Raw genomic sequence first — 20,935 nt, 5'->3', positions numbered from 1 at the left:
CCCGGCGGCCGGTCGACCGGCTCCCGTAGGACACGGGGCGCCGTCCCTTCGGGGGCGGCGCCTTCGCCGTTCCCGGACCGCCGCATCGACCCCGGGTAACGGACAGGTGACCCTCCGTCTGATACTCATGGAAGGAGAACCGTCGCGGTTCCCCGGCGTCGTGGTCCTCGGCGTCGCGGAGGGGGCGGCGGCACGGGATTACGCGGTTACGGGGGATCTCATGCTTCATCCTGCACGCCATCTGGCACTGGCCGTCGCGATCTGCGCGGGTACGGCCACCGTCTCGTCGATCACCGTCTCGTCGATCACCGCCTCACCGGCCGGTGCCGCGTCGGCCGGCGCCTTCCCGGCGGCCGTCATGCCGGCGGGCGTCGTCGTGGCCGGTTCGCCCGCCCCGCCCCCGCCGGGGTCACCGGCGCCGCCCTCTCCCCCGGCCTCCCCGGGGGCGCCACGCCCGCCCGCGCCGCCGGCCTCCCCGGGAAGCCCCTCCTCCCCGGCGACGGGTTCCCCCGGAGCGGGCAGCACGGCGGCCGCCCAGGTCAAGGGGGTGAAGGGCGAGAGTCTCGGGGCGCTCGTCGTGGAGGAGATGGGGCCGGGCAGGACCAGGCTCACGTTCACCGTCAGCGGGCTGACCCCGGGCTACCACGGCTTCCACGTGCACACCAAGGGTGTCTGCGACGCCACGTCCAAGGACCCCGCGACCGGGAGCCCCTTCTTCAGCGCGGGCCCGCACTTCAGCCTCGGCCCCGGCGATCACCCGGGCCACGCGGGCGACCTGCCAGACCTCCTGGTCGGAAGGGACGGCGAGGGCGGGGCGATCGTCATGACCGACCGCTTCACGGTGGCCCAGCTCCTGGACCGCGACGGCAGCGCCATCATCGTGCACGCGCTGGCCGACAACCAGGCCAACGTCCCCGAGCGCTACGCCGAGGACGGGCCCGACGCCACCACCCGCGCGACCGGCGACTCGGGGGGCCGTGTCGCCTGCGGTGTGATCACGAGGCGTTAGCGGCACCCGGCCCGGGGTTGGGGGCTTTGCCCGTCCGGACGTGACGGGGCCTTGGCCCGCCGGGGCGGGGCGGGCCTCATCTGACGTTCGGGCCGCGCCAGCTGAACGTCAGCGCGCTCAGCAGCAGACCGGCCAGGCACCAGGCGCCGAGCACCAGGGCGACCCGGTCGAGCTCCCAGCTCCCCGCCGGTTCGACGCGGGCGAACGCCTCCGGCAGGAAGACCGAGCGCAGGCCCTGCGTCATCCACTTCAGCGGGAACAGCGCGGCGGTGTTCTGCATCCAGAGCGGGAGCTGGTTGAAGGGGAAGAAGACCCCCGAGATGAACTGCAGCACCAGGAACGGCGGTGTCACGATCGCCGAGGCCGAACGGCTGTTGGGAATGAGCGCGGTGAAGGCGATCGCCAGCAGCGAGCAGGCCACCGCGCCCAGGAAGAGCACCCAGAGGAGGGTGAGCCAGGCGGTGAGGGTGGCGGGCAGCGGGAGCCTGAAGAGCGCGAGTGCCACCCCGAGGAGGATCACCGTCTCGATGACGCCGGTCACCGCGACACGGACGATCTTGCCGATGAAGTACGCGGACTTGGGCATGGGCGAGCAGGCCAGCCGCCGGATCGTCCCGGTGTCCCGCTCGATGGCGATGTTGATGGCCAGCCCGGTGAAACTGACGCTCATCACCCCGCTGGCGATGATCCCGGCGATGAACACCTGCTTGAAGTCGACCGTCGTCCCCTCCACCGTCCCGGAGAAGATCGACCCCAGCACGACCAGCAGCATGATCGGCAGGGCGAGGGTGAAGATCAGCGACTGCCGGTTGCGGAAGAACGACTTGAGCTCGACCTTCGACCGCGCGACCGAGGCGCGCCAGATCCCGGGACGCGCGGGCGGCACGGGCGGCGCCGGAGACGCCGGGGACGCGAGGGCCATCGAGGACGCCGGGGACGCCGGGGACGCCGGGGACGCCGAAGACGCGGGGGCCGACGGGGACGCCGGAGAGGCGAGGCCTGCCGTGGACGCCGGAGGCACCGAGGTCGCGGGGGGCGCGGGGGGCGCGGCCGTTTCGGCGGGGATGCCGGTGGCGTGGTGTTCCGTCGTCATCGGGCGTCCTCTTCCCGGTCCTTGATGAGCTGGAGGTAGACCTCTTCGAGCGTCGGCCGGTGGACGCGCAGCTCGTCGAGCTCCCCCACGCCCGCCGCGTGGGCCCAGGGCAGCAGCGCGGCCAGGGTCTCCGTCGGCCGGTGGGTGTGAACCCTCACCTTCCCCGCCTCCTCGTGCGCCTGCGAGCCGGGCGGCAGCGGGGGGAGCGGGAGGCCTTCGAGCGCGCCCGAGGCGGCGAAGCCGACCACCGACCGGCCCGTCCTCCTGCCGCCCAGCTCCGAGATCGGCCCCGTCTCCACGATCCTCCCGGCGACGATGATCGCGGCCCGCTGCGCGAGCGCCTCCACCTCGTCCAGGTAGTGCGTGGTCAGGACGGTGGTCTTGCCCCGGTCGGCGAAGTGCCGCACCAGGTCCCACGCCTCCCGCCGGGCGACCGGGTCGAGCCCGGTCGTCGGCTCGTCGAGGAAGATGAGATCGGGGTCGCCGACCACTCCCACGGCCACGTCCAGCCTGCGCAACTGGCCGCCGGAGAGCTGCTGCGCCTGCTTGCGCCGCTGGGACGTCAGCCCGACCATGTCGATGACCTCGTCGGGCGGGAGCGGCGCCGGGTAGAAGGCGGCGAAGTGCTCGACCACCTCGCGTACCGTGAGGTCGAGGTAGGCGCCGGTCGTCTGCGGCACCACCCCGATCCGTGCCCGCCAGGAGGGGTCGTCCTCGGCGGGGTCGTACCCCAGCACCCGGACGTCTCCGCCGGTCCGGCGGCGCACCCCCTCGAGGATCTCGACCGTGGTGGTCTTGCCCGCGCCGTTCGGCCCGAGCAGCGCGAAGACCTCGCCGGAACGTACCTCGAAATCGATGCCGTCCACGACGACCGTCGAGCCGTACTTCTTTTTCAATGCATTCACATAAATTGGGCTATCAGCCTCAACAGCGGACACGGCTTACCTCTCGAACTCGACGCGCTTCCGGCGCAGCAGCAAGATCAGAACAGCAGGATTCGCCATCGTCGCCCTCATCAACGCCACTCCCTGTCGAATCGCATCTTTCGGCCCGCGTCCCCTCGTGAACCCCCGAAGTGCCCGATCGTCGCGACACGCCGGCCCCGTTCCCGGAAATCCGGCGATTCCGATTCCGATTCCGATTCCGGTTTCGTGCCGCCGCGCCGTGACCGGCGCGGCGGACGGGGACGGGCGCCCACCGCGGACCCACCGGAACGGCCCGGTCCGTGACGGGCGGGTCCGTGACGGGCGGGTCCGTGACGGGTGCCCGCCGCGGACCCGTGATGGGCCCGGCGGGGGATCCGGACGCGGAGCCCTGCCGGTCGCGGGTCAGTACCGGGGCCTGCGGCTGAGGGCCACCCCCGCCACCAGGAACAGAGCGCCGATGACCCCGGCGATCAGCGCCGCGGTGCTGTTGGCGGGGGTGGCGCTGGCCTGCATGACGGCGGTGACGACGCCCATCACCCCGCTGATGTAGCAGAAGATCGTGATGAAGATCTTGACGTTGGTGCTCATGTGCTTCCTTCGGTGGGGGGACGTCCCTCGGGGAGGGGGCCGGGAGCGGTGCCGGCTGCGGTGAAGCCCAGGAGCATCACCCAGGCGTCTGGGTCTGACCGGAACCTGTTCCAGCGATCGGCGGCGAGAGCCACCTCCTGAAAGGACAGCACACCGGAGGCCAGGAGCGGTTGCAGCCGCCCCGGGCCGAGGTGGGGGGCGAAGTCGTCCGTCGGCCGGGTGTCGTTGGTGGTGGCGAAGGGGCGGATGGTGACGTCGGTGAAACCCGCGCCGCGGAGCAGGCGGGTGAGGCGGCGGCCGATCGCGCGGTCGCCGCCGGCGGCCTGCTGGGTGACCGCGATCTTGGCGTGGATGCCGGCCAGCTCCGGGTGGACCGGGTCGGCCAGCCCCCAGCAGGAGGCGTCCACCTCGGTGATCATGATGCGGCCCCCCGGGCGGAGGATCCTGCGTGCCTCGGCCAGGGCGGGGGCCGGGTCGGAGAGGTGCTGCAGGACATACCTAAGCAGTACGTAACCCGCGCTCCCCGTCTCCATCGGCAGGTCGGCGGCGTCGGCGACGACCAGTTCCGCGCCCGCGCCCCCGGCGTGGGCGAGCAGGCCGGGATCGATGTCCACCGCGACCAGCGACAGGTCGGGAAGGGCCCGCCGCAGCCGCCTGGTGATCGCGCCCGAACCCGCGCCGACCTCGACCAGCGGACCCTTCGACGGGGTCAGGCCCAGCTCGCGGAGCAGGCACAGCTCCTCCTCGAAGGAGAGCTCCGCCTGCGCCTCCAGCCGCGCCAGCTCTCCCGCCAGGCCGCCCGCCGTGGTCGTGGCGGGATCGTACGAACCTGCGTCCGGCCTCGTGGCCGCGGAGGACGCCGGCGCGGCGAAGGACGCCGGGACCGAGGAGGTCGCCGGGATGTCGGAGGTCGCCCCGGCGGAGGAGGGCGCCGGGGCGGAGGAGGGCGCCGGGGCGGAGGAGGGCGCCGGGGTGTCGAGGGTCATCGGGGGCTCACCACCATGCGCATGCCGTGCTTGGGGCGCAGCGTCACCAGCGCCTCGGGCTCCACCGGGAAACCGGGTTCCAGCTCCAGCCGTACCGACTGCGAGACCGTCGCCAGGACCAGCGTCGCCTCGATGAGCGCCAGGTGCTGGCCGATGCAGATGCGCTCGCCGCCGCCGAACGGCAGGTACAGGTGGCTGGGCAGGTCGGCGTTCTCGAAACGGTCGGGTACGTACTCCTCGGGCCGGTCCCAGTAGCGGGGATGGCGGTGCAGCACCCACTGGCTGACGCAGACCAGCGCGCCGGGCGGTACGTGGTGGCCGTCGATCTCGTCGGCGCCGGTGGCCCGGCGCGAGATCAGCCAGACCGGCGGGTAGAGCCGCATCGCCTCCTGCACGGCCCGCCGGCAGAGCGGCAGGTCGGGCAGGTCCGCGGCCGTCGGCGGGCGGCCGCCCAGGACCCGGTCCACCTCGGCGCGGATCCTCCCGGCCTCCCCGGGGTGGCGGTCCAGCAGGTAGAAGGTCCAGGTCAGGCTCTTGGCGGTGGTCTCGTGACCCGCCATGATCAGGGTCAGCACCTGGTCGCGGAGGTCGGTGTCGCCGAGCTCACCGAGCATGCTGTCGAGCAGGGTCCCGGTGGCCTGCGGGCAGGAGCGGCGGGAGGCGATGACGGTGCGCGTGACCATGTCCAGCAGGGCGCGGGCACGTACGTAACCCCGCCGCCGGCTCTCCGTGTCCGCCGGGTCCGGGTCGGGGTCGGGGACGTAGTGGCCGATGTGACGGTTGACCGCGTCCACCGCGCGGCCGAACCCGTCACCGGCCGCGCCGAGGTCCACGTCCAGCACCGCGCGGGTCAGGATCGACAGGGTCAGCGAGGTGAGCTGGTGGTCGATCGGCTGGGACACGCCCGTCCCGGCGGCGCGCCACCGCGCCAGCAGGGCCTCGGTCTCCTCGACGATGATCCCGTCGAAGGAGGCCACCTCGCTGCGGCGGAAGGCCGGCGCGCACAGCCTGCGCTGCCGCGCCCACTCCTCGCCGTCGCTGGTGAGCAACCCGTTTCCCAGCAGCGGGCGCAGCATGTGGTCGTCGGGCGTGTTCTCCTTCGTGTAGTTCCCCACGTTGTCCTTGAGGACGTACCGGGCGAGGTCCGGGCGGTGCAGCATGAACACGGTCTCGCCGTCCGCGTCGTGCACGCTGACGTCGCCGTGGTCGCGTGCCAGGCCGGTGACGAACCCCAGCGGGTCGTTACGCATGCGTTCCATGTCCACCGGGCCCGGCGGCCCGGGGGGTGCTTTCGTGCTGACGGTCGTCACCGACACCTCCGGATGGCGTACGTAAGTATTTTCAATACGTATTCACAGGCGTCGGACATACGTATTTCTCGTCATTGATGGGACGATCCCGACCATGGGATGCTCGCAATGTAACACCACGTCGGCGACGGTATCAATGCTTACATTAATTGCCGCAAAATTAAGTCTTGGTATGCGGCGCAGGTCATGCGACAGTTCAATCAGTCACCGGCACGGAGAGCGCCGGTGAAAAACAAAGGAGAACGACATGGCACTTGCGCAGCAGGAGCGAGCGGAATTCATCAACTCCTACACCCGCACCCTGATCAACGCGTGGTCCGACGAGGGCTACTCCACCAGGCTGAGCGAGAACCCGCGTGAGGCGCTGGCCGAGTCGGGCCTGACGATCCCCTCGGGCAGCGAGGTCGTCATCGTGCGCAACATCCCCGACGGGCACGAGGAGGGCAACATGGACGTCCAGGTCGCCCTCTGGGAGAAGGGGATGGAGAGCGGCGTCTTCGAGCTCCACATCCCCGAGACCCCGGTGGTCGACGCGACCGAGCTGAGCGAGGGCGACCTGGCCGCCGTCACGGCCGGCGTGCAGGCGCCCTCCGAGTCCTGCTACTACTGCTGCTGCCCCTGCTGCTGCTGCACCTGATCGGCGGCACGGCCGGCACGGCCGGCAGAGCCGGCATCGCCGGCGGAGCGTGAGAGAAGCGTTGAAGAGGTACGGGTCCTCGGCCAGAGTCCGGTCAGGGACCCGCGAGGACGACGGGCGCCGGTCGGGGGGGTGGCCGCCCGTCGCGGGCGTGGACCCCGGTGCCGTCCGTGCATATCGAAGGAGAGTTCCACGCGTGACGGTCAGCACCCAGGTCCGCCTTCCCGCCCACATCCCCCACCCGTTCTCCCCGGCGGGGCGGGCCGACCCCTACCCCGCCTACGACTGGCTGCGTTCCCGCTCCCCGGTCCACCACGACCCCATGGCGCGGCTGTGGCTGGTGACCGGGCACGCCGACTGCGCCGCCGTCCTGCGTGACCGGGCCTTCTCCGCGAGCGCGGGCCAGCAGGGACGGGCGCGCGACGAGGACCTGCCGCCGTCGATGCTCACCACGGACCCGCCCGACCACACCAGGTTGCGCACGCCGGGCCTGCTCCTGCTGGGCCCCGCCGCGATCGCCTCGGTGGCCGAGGGGATCGCCGCCGACGTGGACGACCTCCTCGACGGCCTGGCGGCCGAGACCGTGGTCGACGCGATCGAGCGGATCGGGAGCCCGCTGGCCACCTCGGTCTTCCTGCGGCTGTTCGGGCTGGCCGAGAGCGACCGGAAGGTCTTCTCACAGCTCGCCCAGGCGGCCTCGATCAATCTGGACCCGCTGGCCGGACCGCAGGTGGCGGCACTGGGCCGGTCCGCCATGAAGGAGCTGACCCGGTTCCTCCAGGCGCACTGCGCCGCCCTGTCCTCGGACGCGGCCGGCCCGCCGAGCCCGCTGGCCGGTCTGGTCGCCGACGACCGGCTGACCGACGCCGAGACGCTCGGGGTGCTCGGGCTGGCGGTGGTCGGCGGGTGGCAGCCGCTGGCCGAGGCGATCGGCAACGCGATGTACTGGCTGCTGCCCCGGCCCGAGGCGCTGGCCGCGCTCCGTACCGGCGGGCAGGAGCTGGCGCGCACCGCCGTGGACGAGCTGCTGCGGCTGGAGGCGCCGATCCCGTTCACCGCCAGGGTCGCGCTCACGGACGTGACGCTGCCCGGCGGCGAGGTGCCCCGGGGCTCCCGGGTGCTGGCGATCGTGGCCGCGGCCAACCGGGACCCGGCCGTCTTCGACAGACCCGGCGACCTGGTGCTCGACCGTTCGCCCAACCCGCACATGGCCTTCGGCGGCGGGCCGCACTTCTGCCTGGCGGCGCAGCTCGTCCGGCAGACCGGAGCGGTGCTGCTGTCCCGGCTGGCCGAACGGTTCCCGGCCGCGTCGCTGGCCGACCCGCGGCCCGCCTGGGCCTCGACGCTGATCCCCCGGCGGCTCCGCGCCCTTCCGGTGGACCTGGGAGGCGGGGATGCGCGCTGACGTCGCCGACGTCCTCGTCATCGGAGCCGGGGTCAGCGGGCTGACCTGCGCCTCCATCCTGGACCGGGCCGGGGTGCGCACCGTCGTCCTGGAGGCCAGGCCGCGGATCGGGGGGCGGGTGCGTACCTTCCGTCCCGCGGACGGCGGGCCGTCGCTGGAGCTGGGCGCGCAGGTCGTGCACGGCGACCGCAACCCCGCCCGCGCGCTCGTGGAGACCGAGACCGCGCCGCGCCCCACCGCCGCGCGGGTGATCAGCGGCCGGGTCGGCCGCCCCATGGGGACGCTGGCCCGTACGCCGTGCCCGCCGTGGACGATGGAGGCCAGGCTGAACGCCGAGGGGGCCGCCGACGGCGTTTCCGTGAACGACTGGCTCCGCGACAACGGCGGGCCCGCGCCGGTGGCGAGCGAGTGGCTCCGCCAGATCTGGGCGACCGACCCCGACCGGCTCAGTGCCCGGGGCGTGTCCTCGGCCCAGCGGGGCGACACCGCCGGGCACGGGGAGTTCGTCGTCCCCGACGGCTTCGACCGCCTGCCGCGACGGCTCGCGCGGGGCCTTCAGGTGCACGTCGGCCGCCCCGTCGAGGTGCTCGGCTGGTCGCCGGGACGGGTCGGCGCGCGAACGGCCGGCGGGACCGTGGAGGCCGGCCGGGTGGTCGTGACCGTCCCGCCCGCCGTCGTGGCCTGCGGCACGCTCACCATCGAGGACCTTCCCGCGCACAAGGCCGAGGCCGCGCGGGAGCTGACGCCCGGGGACGGCTGCTGCGTGGTCGCGACCCTGTCCGCCCCGGCGCCGGAGACGGCGTCGGTGTTCGACGCCGACGGCGTCAGCGGCTTCGTGAGCTGCCGCGAGGGACGCCCCGAGGTGCTGATCGTGGCCAGGGACGCGGCCGCCGCCTGCGTACGGGCCGCCACCGGCCCCGACCTGGCGGCCATGCTCGTCGTGGCCCTGCCCTGGACGGCGGGGGCCCGGGTGCTGGATACCGAGGTCGCCGACTGGGGAAGCGACCCGTGGAGCCGGGGCGCGTTCACCGCGCCGCGGCTCGGCGCCGAGGGGGCTTCGGCCCGCTGGGCCGAACCGGTCGAGGACACGCTCTTCTTCGCGGGAGAGGCGACGGTCTCGGGAACGCGGCCGCCGTGGGTCCAGGGAGCGATCGTCAGCGGGACGAACGCCGCCGAACGGCTACTGAAGGCGATGGGCAGATGACGGCACCGCACTCCGGCTGGCACCTGCCGGTCTTCACCTCCGAACTGAACGCCGAGGTGACCCCCCTGGAGCTAGGGACCCGGCGGCTGGTGGCCGTGCGGGACGGGACCGGGATACGGGTCTTCGACGCCGACTGCCCGCACCGGGGCGCGCACCTGGGCTACGGGGGCCGGCTCGCCGACGGCTGCCTGGTCTGCCCCTTCCACGGCCGGCGGATCGGGCTGGGCGACACCTCCAGGCGGTTGTCGGTGGCCGAGCACCACGTGCTCGTCTCCGGCGAGGCCGTGTTCGTACGGCTCTCCGACGGCCCCGACGACGACCGCGGGTTCACCCGGGCGATCAAGGAGCTGGCCGACGGCCACCCGCTGACCGCGGCCGTGAGCAGGCCGATGGAGGCCGACCCCCTGCTGGTCGTGGAGAACGCCTTCGACATCGACCACTTCACCGAGGTGCACAAGGTGCCGAGGGTGCGGGCGATGGCGCACCGCGACGGGGACGAGGGCGAGCTGGTCATGGAGGGCGAGTTCGTCATGGGCGCCCGGCCGGGGGCGGACACCGGCGGCCCCCGGATCATCCGCTCCCGTTTCCTGGCCCGCGCCTACAGCCCCGGCGTGGTCGTCACCCTGTTCGGGCCACCGGGCCGGGAACAGGTGATCGTCACCGCGGCCGTGCCGCGGGAGAGGGGCGGGTGCGCGGTGCGGGTGGCGATCGGGGTCGGCGCCGAGCAGCGGGGGGAACTGCCGCTGCTCGTCCAGGGCAGCGAGCGGGCGCTGGACGAGGACGCGGTCATCTGGGAACGGCTGAACCCGCGGGCGGTGCCGCGCCTGGACGTCAGGGACGCGGCGGTCGTGGCCTACCGGGAGTTCTGCGCGACCTTCCGGGAGCAGGCGTGAACGGGCTGCGCGTCATCGAGTCGGGAACGGGTCCCGCGGTGCTGTGGGTGCACGGCTACACCATGGACTCCACGCTGTGGCGACCCCTGTGGGAGCTGCTCCCCGGCTGGCGTCACCTGGGTGTGGACCTTCCCGGTCACGGCGGGTCCGAGCCGCTGCGGCGCGGCCAGACGCTGCCCGCGCTCGCCCTGCGGCTGGCCGCCTTCGCCGAGGCCGAGGGGGCGCACCGGGTCGTGGGGCTCTCCTTCGGTTCCAGCGTCACGCTGCAGATGGCCCTGGAGGCGCCCGGGGTGGTGCGGAACCTGGTGCTCGCGGCGCCGACGCTCGGCGGCGCGCCCCCCGACCCCGCGGCCCGGCGCCGGTACCTGGAGCTGATGACGCTGCGCCGGGCCCGCGGCGCGCCCGAGCAGATGGCCGAGCTGTGGATGGACTCCCCTCCCGACATCTTCCGCGGCACCGAGGCGCGTCCCGCGCTGCGGGCCCGGCTGCGGGAGGTGATCGGCAGGCACTCCTGGGCCGAGCTGGACACCGGGGCGATGGCGATGCTCGGCATGCACCGGCACCCGCCCGAGGACCTCGCGCGGGTCAGGGCCAGGACGACGGTGATCGTCGGTGACTCCGACATGCCGGCCTTCACGGCCAACGCCGAGACCCTGCGCCGTAACGTCCCTGGATGCGAGGTGCGAGTGATCCCCGATTCGGCACATCTCCCCCTACTGGAACGCCCAGAAATAGCATCTGCTGCCGTATTTCAAGGGCTGTCACTACCTGAGATGGTAGGGAAAGTCAGCTGATCGTACGGGTCGAACGAGAAGTGGTAAGGGGAAGTAGCTTGTCCCTGTTGTTGGAGTTCTTCGGCCTGACAGTCCTCGCCGTGACGCACATGGACACGTCCGAGATGGCCTTCCTGTTCGGCTCCCACATGGTGAAGGCCGGTAAGCCGCATCTGGCGGTGAAGCTCCTCAGCAACGAGGCGTCCGGCGGGGAGCTGCTGGTCCACCGGGAGGACGGGATGCTGCTGCAGCGCCGCGCGTTCCGGGGGTGGGGCACCATGCCCCCGCCCGTCCCCCCGTTCGCCGTGCTGGAGGATCACTTCCTGGTGATGCGCGCCGTCGTCCTGGCCAAGGGTGACGCCACGGTGGCACTGATCGGCAGCGCCTGCTCGCCCTGCGCCGAGGTCGCGGTCTCGCTGGCCGCGCAGTCCTGGCGGCCGGTCTCGGGCCAGCTCCTCGTGGTCGACCGGGCCACCGGCCACACCCTCCCCTTCCTCACCCCGCTGGACCTGCGCGGCGACGCCCTGGACGCGGCCCGCGCGAGCGGGCTGATCGGCCTGGAGGCCGACCCCGCTCTCTGGCGCCCGGCCCGGCCGACGCTGGCCGGGCAGTCCGTCCTGGTCCGCCCGGAGCGGCTGGGCACGCCGGTGCCGATCACCGCCAGGCTCGCCCCGCCCACGCTGATCAGGCTCTGCCAGGGAGACAGCGACCGCTGCAGGCTGGAGCCGTCGGACTTCCAGGCGCACGTCTGGCCCCCGACCGCCACGGAGCTGGCCGGCGTGCCCCGCTACCGGCTGCGCATGCCCGAGTCCGGCGGCGCCGAGGCGGCCGCGGCGCTCATCGACGACCGGCTCCTGAAGGAGTTCTCATGCCCCGGCGGCTCTCGTACGGCCCTGGAACACCCTGCTGGGTCGATCACGTCACCGTCGATCCGACCGGCGCGAAACGGTTCTACGGCGACCTCTTCGGCTGGGAGTTCGTCAAGGAGAACGGCCGCGGCTACCACCTGATCACCCTGCGGGGAGAGATCATCGGCGGGCTCGGCCCCAGCCCGATGGGCCCGGCCTTCGGCTCGTCCTGGAACGTCTACCTGGCCTCCAAGGACCTCGCCCGCACCCGGGAGGAGGTCGGGCGCCTGGGCGGTCGCGTGCTGGTGGGCCCGGTTCCCGCGGGCGGCGACGGCCGCCTCTGCCTGGCCGTCGACGCCACCGGCGCGGCGGTCGGCTTCTGGGAGGGCGGCAGGGACGAGGGCGTGGTCCTGGTCGACGAGCCCGGCGCCCTGTGCGCGGCCGAGCTGCACACCCCCGCCCCGGACGCCGCCGAGGAGTTCTACCGGAACCTGTACGGCGGGACGACCCCGGTGATCCGCTCCTCTCCCCGGGGTGCCTGGGTGCCCTTCTTCGGCGCCGGGGACCCGGCGCCGGACCGGGCGGACCGGACCGACCAGGCGGACCGGGCGGACCGGACGGACCGGGCCGACCGGATGGACCGGGTCACCCGGGCGGCTCGGGCGGCCGGGGCCCGCCCGCTGGGGGACGGCCTGTTCGCCGATCCGCTGGGCGCGGTCTTCGGCCTCGCCGCGGCCCTCTCCTCCGGCGGCTCCGTCTCCTCGGTCACCGGCACCGGCACCGCCACCGATCCCGCCACCGGCCCCGCGGCCGGTTCCATCGCTCCCCGCATCGGCGGCTGAAGGAAAATGCGCATCAAAATGCGTATAAATGCGTATTAACTAATTTCATCCCTTTCTGCGAAAATTCGCTGCAGTGGTCATCGCGTGGGAAGGGAATTTCATGGCGCCTGACGTAGTGGTGATAGGCGGGGGTCCCGCCGGATCGATATCCTCGGCCCTGCTGGCGCGAGCCGGTGCCAGGGTCCGTCTCCTGGAAAGGGATTCGTTCCCGCGCTACCACGTCGGCGAGTCCATCTCCTCCTCCTGCCGCGCCATCATCGACCTCGTCGGCGTACGGGAGAAGATCGAGGCCCGCGGCTACACCGTCAAGGAGGGCCTGCTGCTGCGCTGGGGCGCCGAGCGGGACTGGACCATCAACTGGCCGGACCTCTTCGGCGACAAGGTGCGCTCCTGGCAGGTCGACCGGGCCGACTTCGACGACGTCCTGCTCAAGCACGCCGCCGAGCAGGGCGTCGAGGTGGTCCACGGGGCCCACGTGAAGAAGGTGCGTTTCGACGAGGGCCGCGCGGTGGGCGTGGACTGGGTGCTCGACGGACAGGCCCGCCGGAGCACGGCCGACTACGTGGTGGACGCCTCCGGCCGCGCCGGGGTGCTCTCCGCCCAGCACTTCCGCGACCGGACCCAGCTCGACGTCTTCCGCAACGTCGCCATCTGGGGGTACTACCAGGGCGGCGGCCTGCTGCCCAGGACCCCCCGGGGCGGCATCAACGTGATCTCCTCCCCGCACGGCTGGTACTGGGTCATCCCGCTCAGCGGCGACGTCTACAGCGTGGGCTTCGTCACCCACCAGGACAACTTCCTGGCCCGCAGGCCCGAGTTCCCCACCTCGAACGAGATGTTCCTGGCGCTGGTCGCGGAGTCGGAGACGGTCTCGGAGCTGATCTCGGGCGGCCGTTTCAAGGGCAAGGCCCGCATCGAGCAGGACTTCTCGTACTCGGCCGCCAGCTTCTGCGGCCCCGGCTACTTCCTGGCGGGCGACTCGGCGTGCTTCCTGGACCCCCTCCTGTCCACCGGCGTGCACCTGGCCATGTACAGCGGCACGCTGGCCGCGGCGTCCATCCTGTCCGCGCACGCCGGGGAGGTCACCGAGTCCGAGGCGCTGGGGTTCTACGAGTCCCTGTACCGCAACGCCTACGGCCGGATGTTCTCCATGGTGGCCGGGTTCTACGAGCAGTACCGCGGCAAGGCCGAGTACTTCTGGCTGGCACAGCGCCTGGCCAGGGGCCAGTACCCGAAGCTGATGCGCAAGAGGGGCGTCGAGGTGGCCCCGGACAGCGCCTTCGCCTCGATCACCTCCGGCCTGACCGACCTGGACGACGCCACCCGCTCCGGCGGCGCGACCCCGCTGGACGCGATGGTGCTGGCCACCGAGCTGACCGCGCGGGACGCCGTGGCCGCGGAGACGCCCGAGCCGGACCTCGGTGTCCGCCAGGACCCCGACGCCGCCGGGTTGTACCTGGTCACCGAGCCCAGGCTGGGCATCGGGCGCGCCGCCGAACCGGCGACGCCGCGCTGAACGAACCCCCCACCTGACGAGGACCGCGCCGAACGGCGCGGTCCTCGTCAGGCCGGTCGCCCTTCGGGGCCGTCCGGTCAAGGGCCTTCACGGTCTTCCGGCCGTTCACGGTCGTCCGGCGGGACGCCCGCCTCTCGTCCGATCGACCGGCCGGTCAGACGCCGAGGGCGGCGGCGAGCTGGTGCCGCCCCCGGATGCCGAGCTTGCGGTAGATGCGGCCCAGGTGAGTGTCGATGGTGCGCTTGCTCAGGCAGAGCCGCTCGGCGACCTCCAGGCTGCTCATGCCCTGGCGTACCAGCTCGACGACGCGCTGCTCGGCGGGGGTGAGCAGGATCTGGCCCCGCGTCCGCTCCTGCGTCCGGTCGTGCATCTGGATCTGTGCCGGTTCCTGTGCCCGCGTCTCCCCCTGGACCCGCGCGTGCGAGGCGTCCGGCGCGTGGCCGGTGGCCGCCGGCGGCTCGGCGGCGATCGTCCGGGCCGCGGCGTGCTCGCCCAGCGCGCTGTACGCCTTGGCCGCGTGCGCGCGCCAGGGCAGGCAGGTGGGGTTGGTGACGCCGCGCGCCGAGAGCCGTTGCCCGCAGTCGAGGAACAGGCTCAGCGCGGTGACGTGATCGTCCGCCGCCGCGGCGATCATTCCCTGGGCCTCCCGGATCAGGCTCTTGATCAGCGGATGGGCGTCCACCGGGATCGTCATCTCGCGCATCAGCACGGTGGCGTCCTGCGTCTCGCCCATCTGGATCAGGGCGCGCGCGCCGCAGGCGCGGGCCGCCGCGGTCAGCGCGCTCGCGCCGATCCGCTCGGCCCCGTCCCGCGCGTCGATCGCGTCCCGCAGGCTGTCGGCCGAGTCCCCCCGCCGGTAGGCGACGTCCGAGCGGATCAGCAGCCCGAGCACGCGCAGTTCCGGCTGCTGCCAGGCGCGGGCGTGCTCCAGGATCCTTGAGCACGTCGCCATGGCCTCCTCCGGCTGCCCGGTCCAGGCGAACGCCAGCGCGGCGCCCACCAGCCCGCTCCCGGCGGAACGGCCCAGGTGGGAGCTGGACAGTGTGGCGCGCGCCGCCAGCCGCCCGGCGGTGCCCGGGTGCCGTCCGCCCGCCGCGACCATCGCCGCGAGCGCGCCGGAGAACTCCCTGGAGGCGGCGTCCGGGGCGCCCGTCACGGCCATCCGGGCCGCCCTGCGCAACCCGGCGCGGTGTCCCGAGAGCAGGACCTGCGCGCCCAGCCGGAGCAGCGACTCACGCGGCGGGTCCGGCGCGGTCGCCAGTTCCTGCACCACGGTGACGAACGGCCGGGCCCCCACCGTGCTGGCGGCCAGCGCGGGACTGGCCAGGTACAGCAGCGACCTGGACGGCTGGACGGTGTCGGGGGCGCCGGTGACCAGCGCCTCGGCGTGCCGGGCACAGGAGTCGAGGTCGTGGTGGAGCTCTGTCCTGCCCAGTTGCAGGGTCAGCTCGTGCACGACGGCGGGGTCGTCGGAGCAGGACAGCGCGCGGCGCAGGTAGCGGGCCGCGTCGGCGTACCTGCGGGCCGTGACCGCCTCAGTGGCCGCGGCGCGCAGCACCGGGACCCCCCAGGCCGAGGTGGTGAGCATCAGGTGCTCGGCGGTCTGGGCCGCCGGCGCGCCCATCCTGGCCAGCAGCGCGGCCACCCGCTCGTGCAGGTCGAGCCGGGTCCGGGTGTCGAGGCGCGACAGGGCCGCCGCCCGGACCAGGGTGCTGCTGAACCGTACGGGCGGCTCCGCGGTGATGAGACCCGCCTGGACGAGCGTCCGGCGGGCCTTCTGGAGCTCCAGCTCTCCCTGGCCGGAGAGCATCGCCGCCACGTCGACGTCGGTGTCGGGCCCCATGACGGCGAGCTGGGTGAGCAGGTCGGAGGCCACCGCGTCGTCGTCGTGCAGCCATTCGAGCACGGTGTCGGACAGGGCCGCCGCGCCGATCTCCAGCACCCGGTCGAGGTCGGGCAGGCCCGGGATGACCCTGGCGTGCCGCATCCGGGTGGTGAGCTCGCGCAGCACGCGCGGGTTGCCCTGGGAGAGCGTGTGGCAGAACGCCGACAGCTCCTCGTCGGGCGGCGCGCCCAGCGTCTGCCCGACGAAGTCGGCCGTGCAGGTGGCGCAGATCGGCCGGAGCTGGATGAACCGCGCGTACGGCAGCCGGGACAGCTCGGCGAGCGGCCCCGACGGGGCGCCCTCGCGCAACGTGGCGACCATCATGACCGGCAGGTCGTCCAGACGGCGGGCGATGTAGGAGAACCAGCGCAGCGACGGCAGGTCGGCGAAGGACAGGTCGTCGATCGCGATGACCACCGGCTGCTCGGCGACCAGGTCGCGGGTGATGTGGAACAGATCCGTCAGCAGATCGTAGGTGGCGACGCCGTCGTCGGTGGCGGCGCGGTCGAACTGCCTGCGGGGGCGCCCGCCGGCGGACAGGACCGGGTCGAAGAGCTGGCGGACCATGCCGTAGGCGAAACGGCTCTCGCTGGGATGACAGCGGGCCCGCAGCACCAGGCTGCGGGAGGGCAGCAGGTCGGTCACGGCACTGAGCAGGGCGCTCTTGCCGATTCCGTTCTCCCCCAGGATCGTCGCGACGGTCGGCCGGCCGATACGGAGCTCGTCGATAGCCTCACGAAATACAGCCAGTTCTCTGTCCCTGTGGAGAAGGGGGGCCATGCGTCCATCGTCCATTACCTCGATCTGGATCTCAACGATCTCTTTCTTAATGACTGGAAAGCGTACGCTTTGTTGACAGGCGCGAGTCGCGGCGCGTGAGGACGTCTCCGGGCCCGCGCGCGGGGTCCGCGGCGCCCTCCCCCAGGCCGGGCCCGTTTTTTCCCGGCGCACGACCCGCGCCGCCGCTCCGCGCCGCGCCGCCGCGGCCTCGCTCCCCGCCGCGTTCGCGCCGGGTCGGCGCCGGAACGCGCCGCCTCCCCCCTTGAGAGCCGTCATCACCAGCGAAAACGCCGTTCCCGGTCATCCGGGGGCCCGCCCGCGCCGCCGGAGGACCCCGGACGGGACCGGCCCGCGCCCGGGCGGACCCGGCACGTGCCCCCGTCCGGCGGCGCTCCCTCCGGAGCGCCACGAACCCTCACCGGCCGTGCCGATACTGACGCCGGACCGTCGATACCTAAGTATCGGGCCGGACGATGCGTATGGTTTTTTTACGCATTCTCCCACCCCGTACCGCCGTGTTTAAATTCGCGTGAAGCCGGTTGTCCGGAAGCGTGGAAAAAGGGGAATGCCGATGGAGAGCCCGCGATTGAAAGCTCATTTCCATGTGGACGTCGTGGACGGCGAGCGGGTCTTCCTGTTCGCCGAGGGCAAGGATTTCCTGGTGCCGGGAAAGGCCGCCGTGGCGGTGCTGCCCTACCTCGACGGCCGCAGGACGGTCAGTGAGATCGTCCAGGAGCTGACCGGGACCCTGCCGTTCACCACCGTGCTGGCCACGCTGCGCCGCTACGAGGCGGCCGGGCACCTCGCCGAGGGCAGGCCCGACCTGCCGGAGGAGGTGCTGGCCTACTGGGACGCGCTGAACGTCGACCCGGCCGCCGTCGCCGCGGGCGCGCCGGTCACCGTCTCCGCCGCCGAGGGGGTCGACCCCGCCCCCGTCGTGGACGCCCTGGCCGCGCTGGGACTGACGGTGCGCTCCGGCCCGATCGACGAGGTGCCCGGCGAGGGCGTGTCGGTGGTGCTCGTCGACGACTACCTCGACCGTGCCCTGGAGCACCGCAACACGCTGCAGCTCGCGGCCGGACGGCCCTGGCTGCTGGCCAGGCCGGGCGGCGTCAGCCCCTGGCTCGGCCCCTTCTTCGACCCCGACCACACCGGGTGCTGGTCGTGCCTGGAGCAGCGGCTCGCCGGCAACCGCCAGCTCGAGCGCTACCTGGCCGGCAAGCGCGGCGAGCGGGTGCCGTACAGCCCGGCCCGCGCGCGGACCGCGGCGGGACCGCTGGCGCTGTCCGGGATGCTCGCGTCCGAGATCGCCCGCATCGTGGCGACCGGCGAGCCCGGGGCGATCTGCGGCACCATGGTCACCCTCGACATGAGCACCCTGGAGACCGCCAGGCACTCCCTCGTCCGCCAGCCGCAGTGCCCCTCGTGCGGCGTGCCGGTCGAGCGCAACCCCAAGATCGTGCTCGCCCCCCGGCAGGCGAGCCACACCACCGACGGCGGCTACCGCGTCGACAAGCCGCAGCAGACCCTGGACAGGCTGCAGAAGCACATCAGCCCCCTGCTGGGCGCGATCACCAAGCTGATGCCGATCGGCGACGAGGCCAACGGCCTGACCTACAGCTACGCCGCCGGCCACAACTTCGCCATGGTCAACGACAGCATGGACCTGCTCCGCCGCAACCTGCGCGGGCAGAGCGGCGGCAAGGGACGCTCGGAGATCCAGGCGAAGGTCAGCGCGGTCTGCGAGGCGATCGAGCGCTACTCGGGGGTGTGGCGGGGGGACGAGCCGGTCGTCCGGGCCGCCTTCGCCGACCTGGACCCGGCGACGGCCGTGCACCCGGACCGGCTGCTGCTCTTCTCCGACGAGCAGCGGGCCGGGCGCAAGGAGTGGAACGCCGACCCGGCGCACCGGCTGCAGCTCGTGCCCGACCCCTTCGACGAGACCGCGCCGTTCGACTGGTCGCGGGCCTGGTCGCTGACCCGCGACGAGGAGCGGCTGGTCCCGGCCGCCTACGCCTGGTACGGCCACCCCGACCTCAACGAGCACTTCTTCTGCATCGGCGACTCCAACGGCAGCGCGGCCGGCAACACCCTGGAGGAGGCGATCCTGCAGGGCCTGTGCGAGCTGGTGGAGCGCGACTCCGTGGCGCTGTGGTGGTACAACCGGGCGCGCGTCCGCGGCTTCGACCTCGACTCCCTGAACGACCCCTACGTGGGCGAGCTGCGGGCCTTCTACGACGGCATGGACCGCGACCTGTGGATGCTCGACCTCACCACCGACCTGGGCATCCCGGTGTACGCCGCGCTCTCGCGCCGCCGCCACGAGGTGGAGGACATCATGGTGGGCTTCGGCGCCCACCCCGACTCGCGCATCGCGGCCTTCCGCGCGCTCACCGAGCTCAACCAGTTCCTGCCGACGATCGAGGGACGCGACGAGCAGGGCAACACGAGGTACCGCGCCGACGACCCGGGGTTGCTGACCTGGTGCAAGGAGGCCAAGCTCGCCTCCGAGCCCTGGCTTCTGCCCCACCCCGACCTCCCGCCGGTCACGGTCGGCCCGCCGGCCCCCAACGAGCTCGCCGCCGTCGTGCGCCGGTGCGTGGACACGATCGCCGAGGCCGGTTCCGAGGTGATCGTCGTCGACCAGACCCGCCCCGACCTGGAGCTGAGCGTCGTCAAGGTGATGGCGCCCGGCCTGCGGCACTTCTGGCGCCGGCTCGGCCCCGGCCGCATCTACGACACGCCGGTGAGACTCGGCTGGCTCGACCGTCCCACACCCCAGGAGGAGATGAACTCCTGGAACGTGTTCTTCTGAGACGGGCGGCCGGACACATGAACCCCACCATCGTCTCCCGGTTCCGCCGTGACGTGTCGTTCACCGGCGAGCACCTCGACCTGGCCGGTACGGCCGTCCCGCTCAAGGCGCTGACGCCGGGTCAGGGCGCGGCCCTGAAGCTCCTGGCCGACGGCGACCGCGACGACGCCGAGCTGGCCGCCGCGGTGACCGCGCTGGACGGCGAGACCGGACTGCTCCGCTGGCACATGCTGTTCCGCGGCCTGAACACCTCGGGGCTGGTCGAGCACGCCGTACGCGAGGACCGCGAGGACCGCGCGGACGGCGAGGACGGCGGGACCCGCGAGAGCCGTGAGGTCATCGCCAGGCTCCGCCTGGTCGGCCGGGGGACGACGCTGCTCGCCCCGGCCCCGGCCGGACCCGCGCGGCTGTCGCGCTTCGCCGAGGCCCGGGTCGTCGACGGCACGCTGACCCTTCAGGCGCCGGGCCGTCACCTGGCCGTCGAGCTGGCGCCGCGGGCCGCCGGCCTGCTCGGCGAACTGGCGGCCTGGAGCACCGGCGTCCCCGCCCCGATCCTGCGGCTGCTGGCCACGGCCGGCCTGCTGGCCCCGGGCGGACCCGGGGAGGACGTGGAGACCGCCGAGCGTTCCCACGCCCAGTGGCACCCCGGCGACCTGGCCTTCCACGCCCGTACCCGCACCCCCGCCTCGGCCTCCGGCTACGGCGGCACCCACCCCCTGGGCGACCGCTTCCCGCCGGAGCCGGTCTCCCCGCCGCCGGCGGGCACCCGGACGGTCGCGTTGCCCGTACCGGACCTGGAGCGGATCGCCGCCGCCGACCCCTCCCTCACCGAGGTGCTGGAGCGGCGCCGCTCGATCCGCGCCCAGGACACGGAGGCGCCGATCACCCTCGACCAGCTCGGCGAGCTGCTCTACCGGTCCCTGCGCAGGCGGGGCACCATGACGGGCGGCGACGGCCAGGAGCTGGCCGACCGGCCCTACCCCAGCGGCGGGGCCGTGCACGAGCTTGAGGTCTACCCGCTGGTGACGGCGTGCGAGGGGGTGCCGCCGGGGCTGTGGCACTACGCGACCGACCGCCACGAGCTGGAGCTCGTCGCCGAGCCGGGCAGGGCCACGGCGGCGCTGGTCTCCGAGGCGCGCGGCGCGGCCATGCTGGAGGCCGACCCGCAGGTGGTGCTGCTGGTGGCGGCCCGGTTCGGCCGGGTGATGTGGAAGTACGAGACCGTCGCCTACCCCCTGGTGCTCAAACACGTGGGCGTGCTCTACCAGACCCTCTACCTGGTCGCCACCGCGATGAACCTGGCCGTGTGCGGCCTGGGCGGCGGCGACGCCGCGGCCTTCGCCACCGCCTCGGGGCGCGACCCGCTCCTCGAGGGCACCGTCGGGGAGCTCGTCCTCGGCTCCCGCCCCCGCATGGAAGGGTGAA

At 73.1% G+C, this 20,935-nt stretch carries 17 protein-coding genes; 10 read left to right on the top strand and 7 right to left on the bottom strand.

Annotated elements, in window-relative coordinates; genetic code table 11:
- Positions 1 to 225: 225 nt before the first annotated feature.
- Positions 226 to 543 (bottom strand): hypothetical protein, encoded by a 318-nt coding sequence (locus tag AB0G16_RS07530; protein ID WP_362800163.1) that lies wholly within the window; start codon positions 541 to 543, stop codon positions 226 to 228.
- A 4-nt stretch (positions 544 to 547) separates the two neighbouring features.
- On the opposite strand from AB0G16_RS07530, the gene AB0G16_RS07525 reads away from it, so the two are divergent.
- Complete coding sequence (locus AB0G16_RS07525; RefSeq protein WP_362800160.1) at positions 548 to 1,009, top strand: superoxide dismutase family protein; 462 nt, start codon at positions 548 to 550, stop codon at positions 1,007 to 1,009.
- Positions 1,010 to 1,085: 76 nt separating this feature from the next.
- On the opposite strand, the gene AB0G16_RS07520 is transcribed toward AB0G16_RS07525, so the two are convergent.
- The 5 genes from AB0G16_RS07520 to AB0G16_RS07500 all read right to left on the bottom strand — a co-directional run bounded on the left by AB0G16_RS07520 (position 1,086) and on the right by AB0G16_RS07500 (position 5,861).
- Positions 1,086 to 1,895, bottom strand: coding sequence for an ABC transporter permease (locus AB0G16_RS07520; protein WP_362800158.1), 810 nt, complete (start codon positions 1,893 to 1,895; stop codon positions 1,086 to 1,088).
- Positions 1,896 to 2,098: 203 nt separating this feature from the next.
- On the bottom strand, positions 2,099 to 3,007 hold the full coding sequence (locus AB0G16_RS07515; RefSeq protein WP_362800155.1) for an ABC transporter ATP-binding protein: 909 nt from the start codon (positions 3,005 to 3,007) through the stop codon (positions 2,099 to 2,101).
- A 423-nt stretch (positions 3,008 to 3,430) separates the two neighbouring features.
- Positions 3,431 to 3,616 carry a hypothetical protein gene (locus AB0G16_RS07510; protein ID WP_362800152.1) on the bottom strand — a complete coding sequence of 62 codons (186 nt, stop codon included), beginning with the start codon at positions 3,614 to 3,616 and terminating at the stop codon, positions 3,431 to 3,433.
- The gene (locus AB0G16_RS07505; protein WP_362800149.1) at positions 3,613 to 4,602 is read right to left on the bottom strand and encodes a methyltransferase domain-containing protein; all 990 of its coding nucleotides are present in this window, start codon (positions 4,600 to 4,602) and stop codon (positions 3,613 to 3,615) included. The genes AB0G16_RS07510 and AB0G16_RS07505 overlap by 4 nt, the downstream gene beginning before the upstream one ends.
- Complete coding sequence (locus AB0G16_RS07500; protein ID WP_362800146.1) at positions 4,599 to 5,861, bottom strand: cytochrome P450; 1,263 nt, start codon at positions 5,859 to 5,861, stop codon at positions 4,599 to 4,601. Before AB0G16_RS07500 ends, AB0G16_RS07505 begins: the two co-directional genes overlap by 4 nt.
- Positions 5,862 to 6,159: 298 nt before the next feature.
- Between AB0G16_RS07500 and AB0G16_RS07495 the strand changes: the two genes are divergently transcribed.
- From AB0G16_RS07495 to AB0G16_RS07465, 7 genes are all read left to right on the top strand, one after another.
- Complete coding sequence (locus AB0G16_RS07495) at positions 6,160 to 6,549, top strand: hypothetical protein (RefSeq protein WP_362800143.1); 390 nt, start codon at positions 6,160 to 6,162, stop codon at positions 6,547 to 6,549.
- Positions 6,550 to 6,745: 196 nt separating this feature from the next.
- Positions 6,746 to 7,954 (top strand): cytochrome P450, encoded by a 1,209-nt coding sequence (locus AB0G16_RS07490; protein WP_362800140.1) that lies wholly within the window; start codon positions 6,746 to 6,748, stop codon positions 7,952 to 7,954.
- Positions 7,944 to 9,158, top strand: a complete 1,215-nt coding sequence (locus AB0G16_RS07485; protein WP_362800137.1) for an NAD(P)/FAD-dependent oxidoreductase — start codon at positions 7,944 to 7,946, stop codon at positions 9,156 to 9,158. Before AB0G16_RS07490 ends, AB0G16_RS07485 begins: the two co-directional genes overlap by 11 nt.
- Positions 9,155 to 10,051, top strand: a complete 897-nt coding sequence (locus tag AB0G16_RS07480) for a Rieske 2Fe-2S domain-containing protein (protein ID WP_362800134.1) — start codon at positions 9,155 to 9,157, stop codon at positions 10,049 to 10,051. The genes AB0G16_RS07485 and AB0G16_RS07480 overlap by 4 nt, the downstream gene beginning before the upstream one ends.
- Positions 10,048 to 10,845 (top strand): alpha/beta hydrolase, encoded by a 798-nt coding sequence (locus AB0G16_RS07475; protein WP_362800131.1) that lies wholly within the window; start codon positions 10,048 to 10,050, stop codon positions 10,843 to 10,845. Before AB0G16_RS07480 ends, AB0G16_RS07475 begins: the two co-directional genes overlap by 4 nt.
- An 847-nt stretch (positions 10,846 to 11,692) precedes the next feature.
- Positions 11,693 to 12,514, top strand: coding sequence for a VOC family protein (locus AB0G16_RS07470; RefSeq protein ID WP_362800128.1), 822 nt, complete (start codon positions 11,693 to 11,695; stop codon positions 12,512 to 12,514).
- Positions 12,515 to 12,614: 100 nt separating this feature from the next.
- Complete coding sequence (locus AB0G16_RS07465) at positions 12,615 to 14,030, top strand: NAD(P)/FAD-dependent oxidoreductase (protein WP_362800125.1); 1,416 nt, start codon at positions 12,615 to 12,617, stop codon at positions 14,028 to 14,030.
- Positions 14,031 to 14,184: 154 nt separating this feature from the next.
- Here the strand turns inward: AB0G16_RS07465 and AB0G16_RS07460 are convergent, their stop codons facing one another.
- The gene (locus AB0G16_RS07460) at positions 14,185 to 16,695 is read right to left on the bottom strand and encodes an AAA family ATPase (RefSeq protein WP_362800122.1); all 2,511 of its coding nucleotides are present in this window, start codon (positions 16,693 to 16,695) and stop codon (positions 14,185 to 14,187) included.
- Between the two features lie 586 nt (positions 16,696 to 17,281).
- On the opposite strand from AB0G16_RS07460, the gene AB0G16_RS07455 reads away from it, so the two are divergent.
- Together AB0G16_RS07455 and AB0G16_RS07450 are read left to right on the top strand one after the other, a co-directional pair.
- A complete protein-coding gene (locus AB0G16_RS07455) occupies positions 17,282 to 19,510 on the top strand; it encodes a TOMM precursor leader peptide-binding protein (protein WP_362800119.1) in 2,229 nt (742 codons plus the stop codon).
- A gap of 17 nt (positions 19,511 to 19,527) precedes the next feature.
- On the top strand, positions 19,528 to 20,934 hold the full coding sequence (locus AB0G16_RS07450) for a SagB family peptide dehydrogenase (RefSeq protein ID WP_362800116.1): 1,407 nt from the start codon (positions 19,528 to 19,530) through the stop codon (positions 20,932 to 20,934).
- Position 20,935 lies beyond the last annotated feature (1 nt).

The organism is Streptosporangium sp. NPDC023615 (assembly GCF_040640155.1).
Taxonomy (GTDB): domain Bacteria; phylum Actinomycetota; class Actinomycetes; order Streptosporangiales; family Streptosporangiaceae; genus Streptosporangium.
This window is presented reverse-complemented; position numbering and strand designations above follow the sequence as displayed.

Excerpts from the sequence above, each read along its gene's own strand:
- AB0G16_RS07465 (WP_362800125.1), top strand. The coding sequence starts at position 12,615 with ATGGCGCCTGACGTAGTGGTGATAGGCGGGGGTCCCGCCGGATCGATA.
- AB0G16_RS07500 (WP_362800146.1), bottom strand. The coding sequence starts at position 5,861 with ATGGAACGCATGCGTAACGACCCGCTGGGGTTCGTCACCGGCCTGGCA.
- AB0G16_RS07470 (WP_362800128.1), top strand. The coding sequence starts at position 11,693 with ATGCCCCGGCGGCTCTCGTACGGCCCTGGAACACCCTGCTGGGTCGAT.
- AB0G16_RS07450 (WP_362800116.1), top strand. The coding sequence starts at position 19,528 with ATGAACCCCACCATCGTCTCCCGGTTCCGCCGTGACGTGTCGTTCACC.
- AB0G16_RS07505 (WP_362800149.1), bottom strand. The coding sequence starts at position 4,602 with ATGACCCTCGACACCCCGGCGCCCTCCTCCGCCCCGGCGCCCTCCTCC.
- AB0G16_RS07495 (WP_362800143.1), top strand. The coding sequence starts at position 6,160 with ATGGCACTTGCGCAGCAGGAGCGAGCGGAATTCATCAACTCCTACACC.
- AB0G16_RS07485 (WP_362800137.1), top strand. The coding sequence starts at position 7,944 with ATGCGCGCTGACGTCGCCGACGTCCTCGTCATCGGAGCCGGGGTCAGC.
- AB0G16_RS07510 (WP_362800152.1), bottom strand. The coding sequence starts at position 3,616 with ATGAGCACCAACGTCAAGATCTTCATCACGATCTTCTGCTACATCAGC.
- AB0G16_RS07460 (WP_362800122.1), bottom strand. The coding sequence starts at position 16,695 with ATGGCCCCCCTTCTCCACAGGGACAGAGAACTGGCTGTATTTCGTGAG.
- AB0G16_RS07480 (WP_362800134.1), top strand. The coding sequence starts at position 9,155 with ATGACGGCACCGCACTCCGGCTGGCACCTGCCGGTCTTCACCTCCGAA.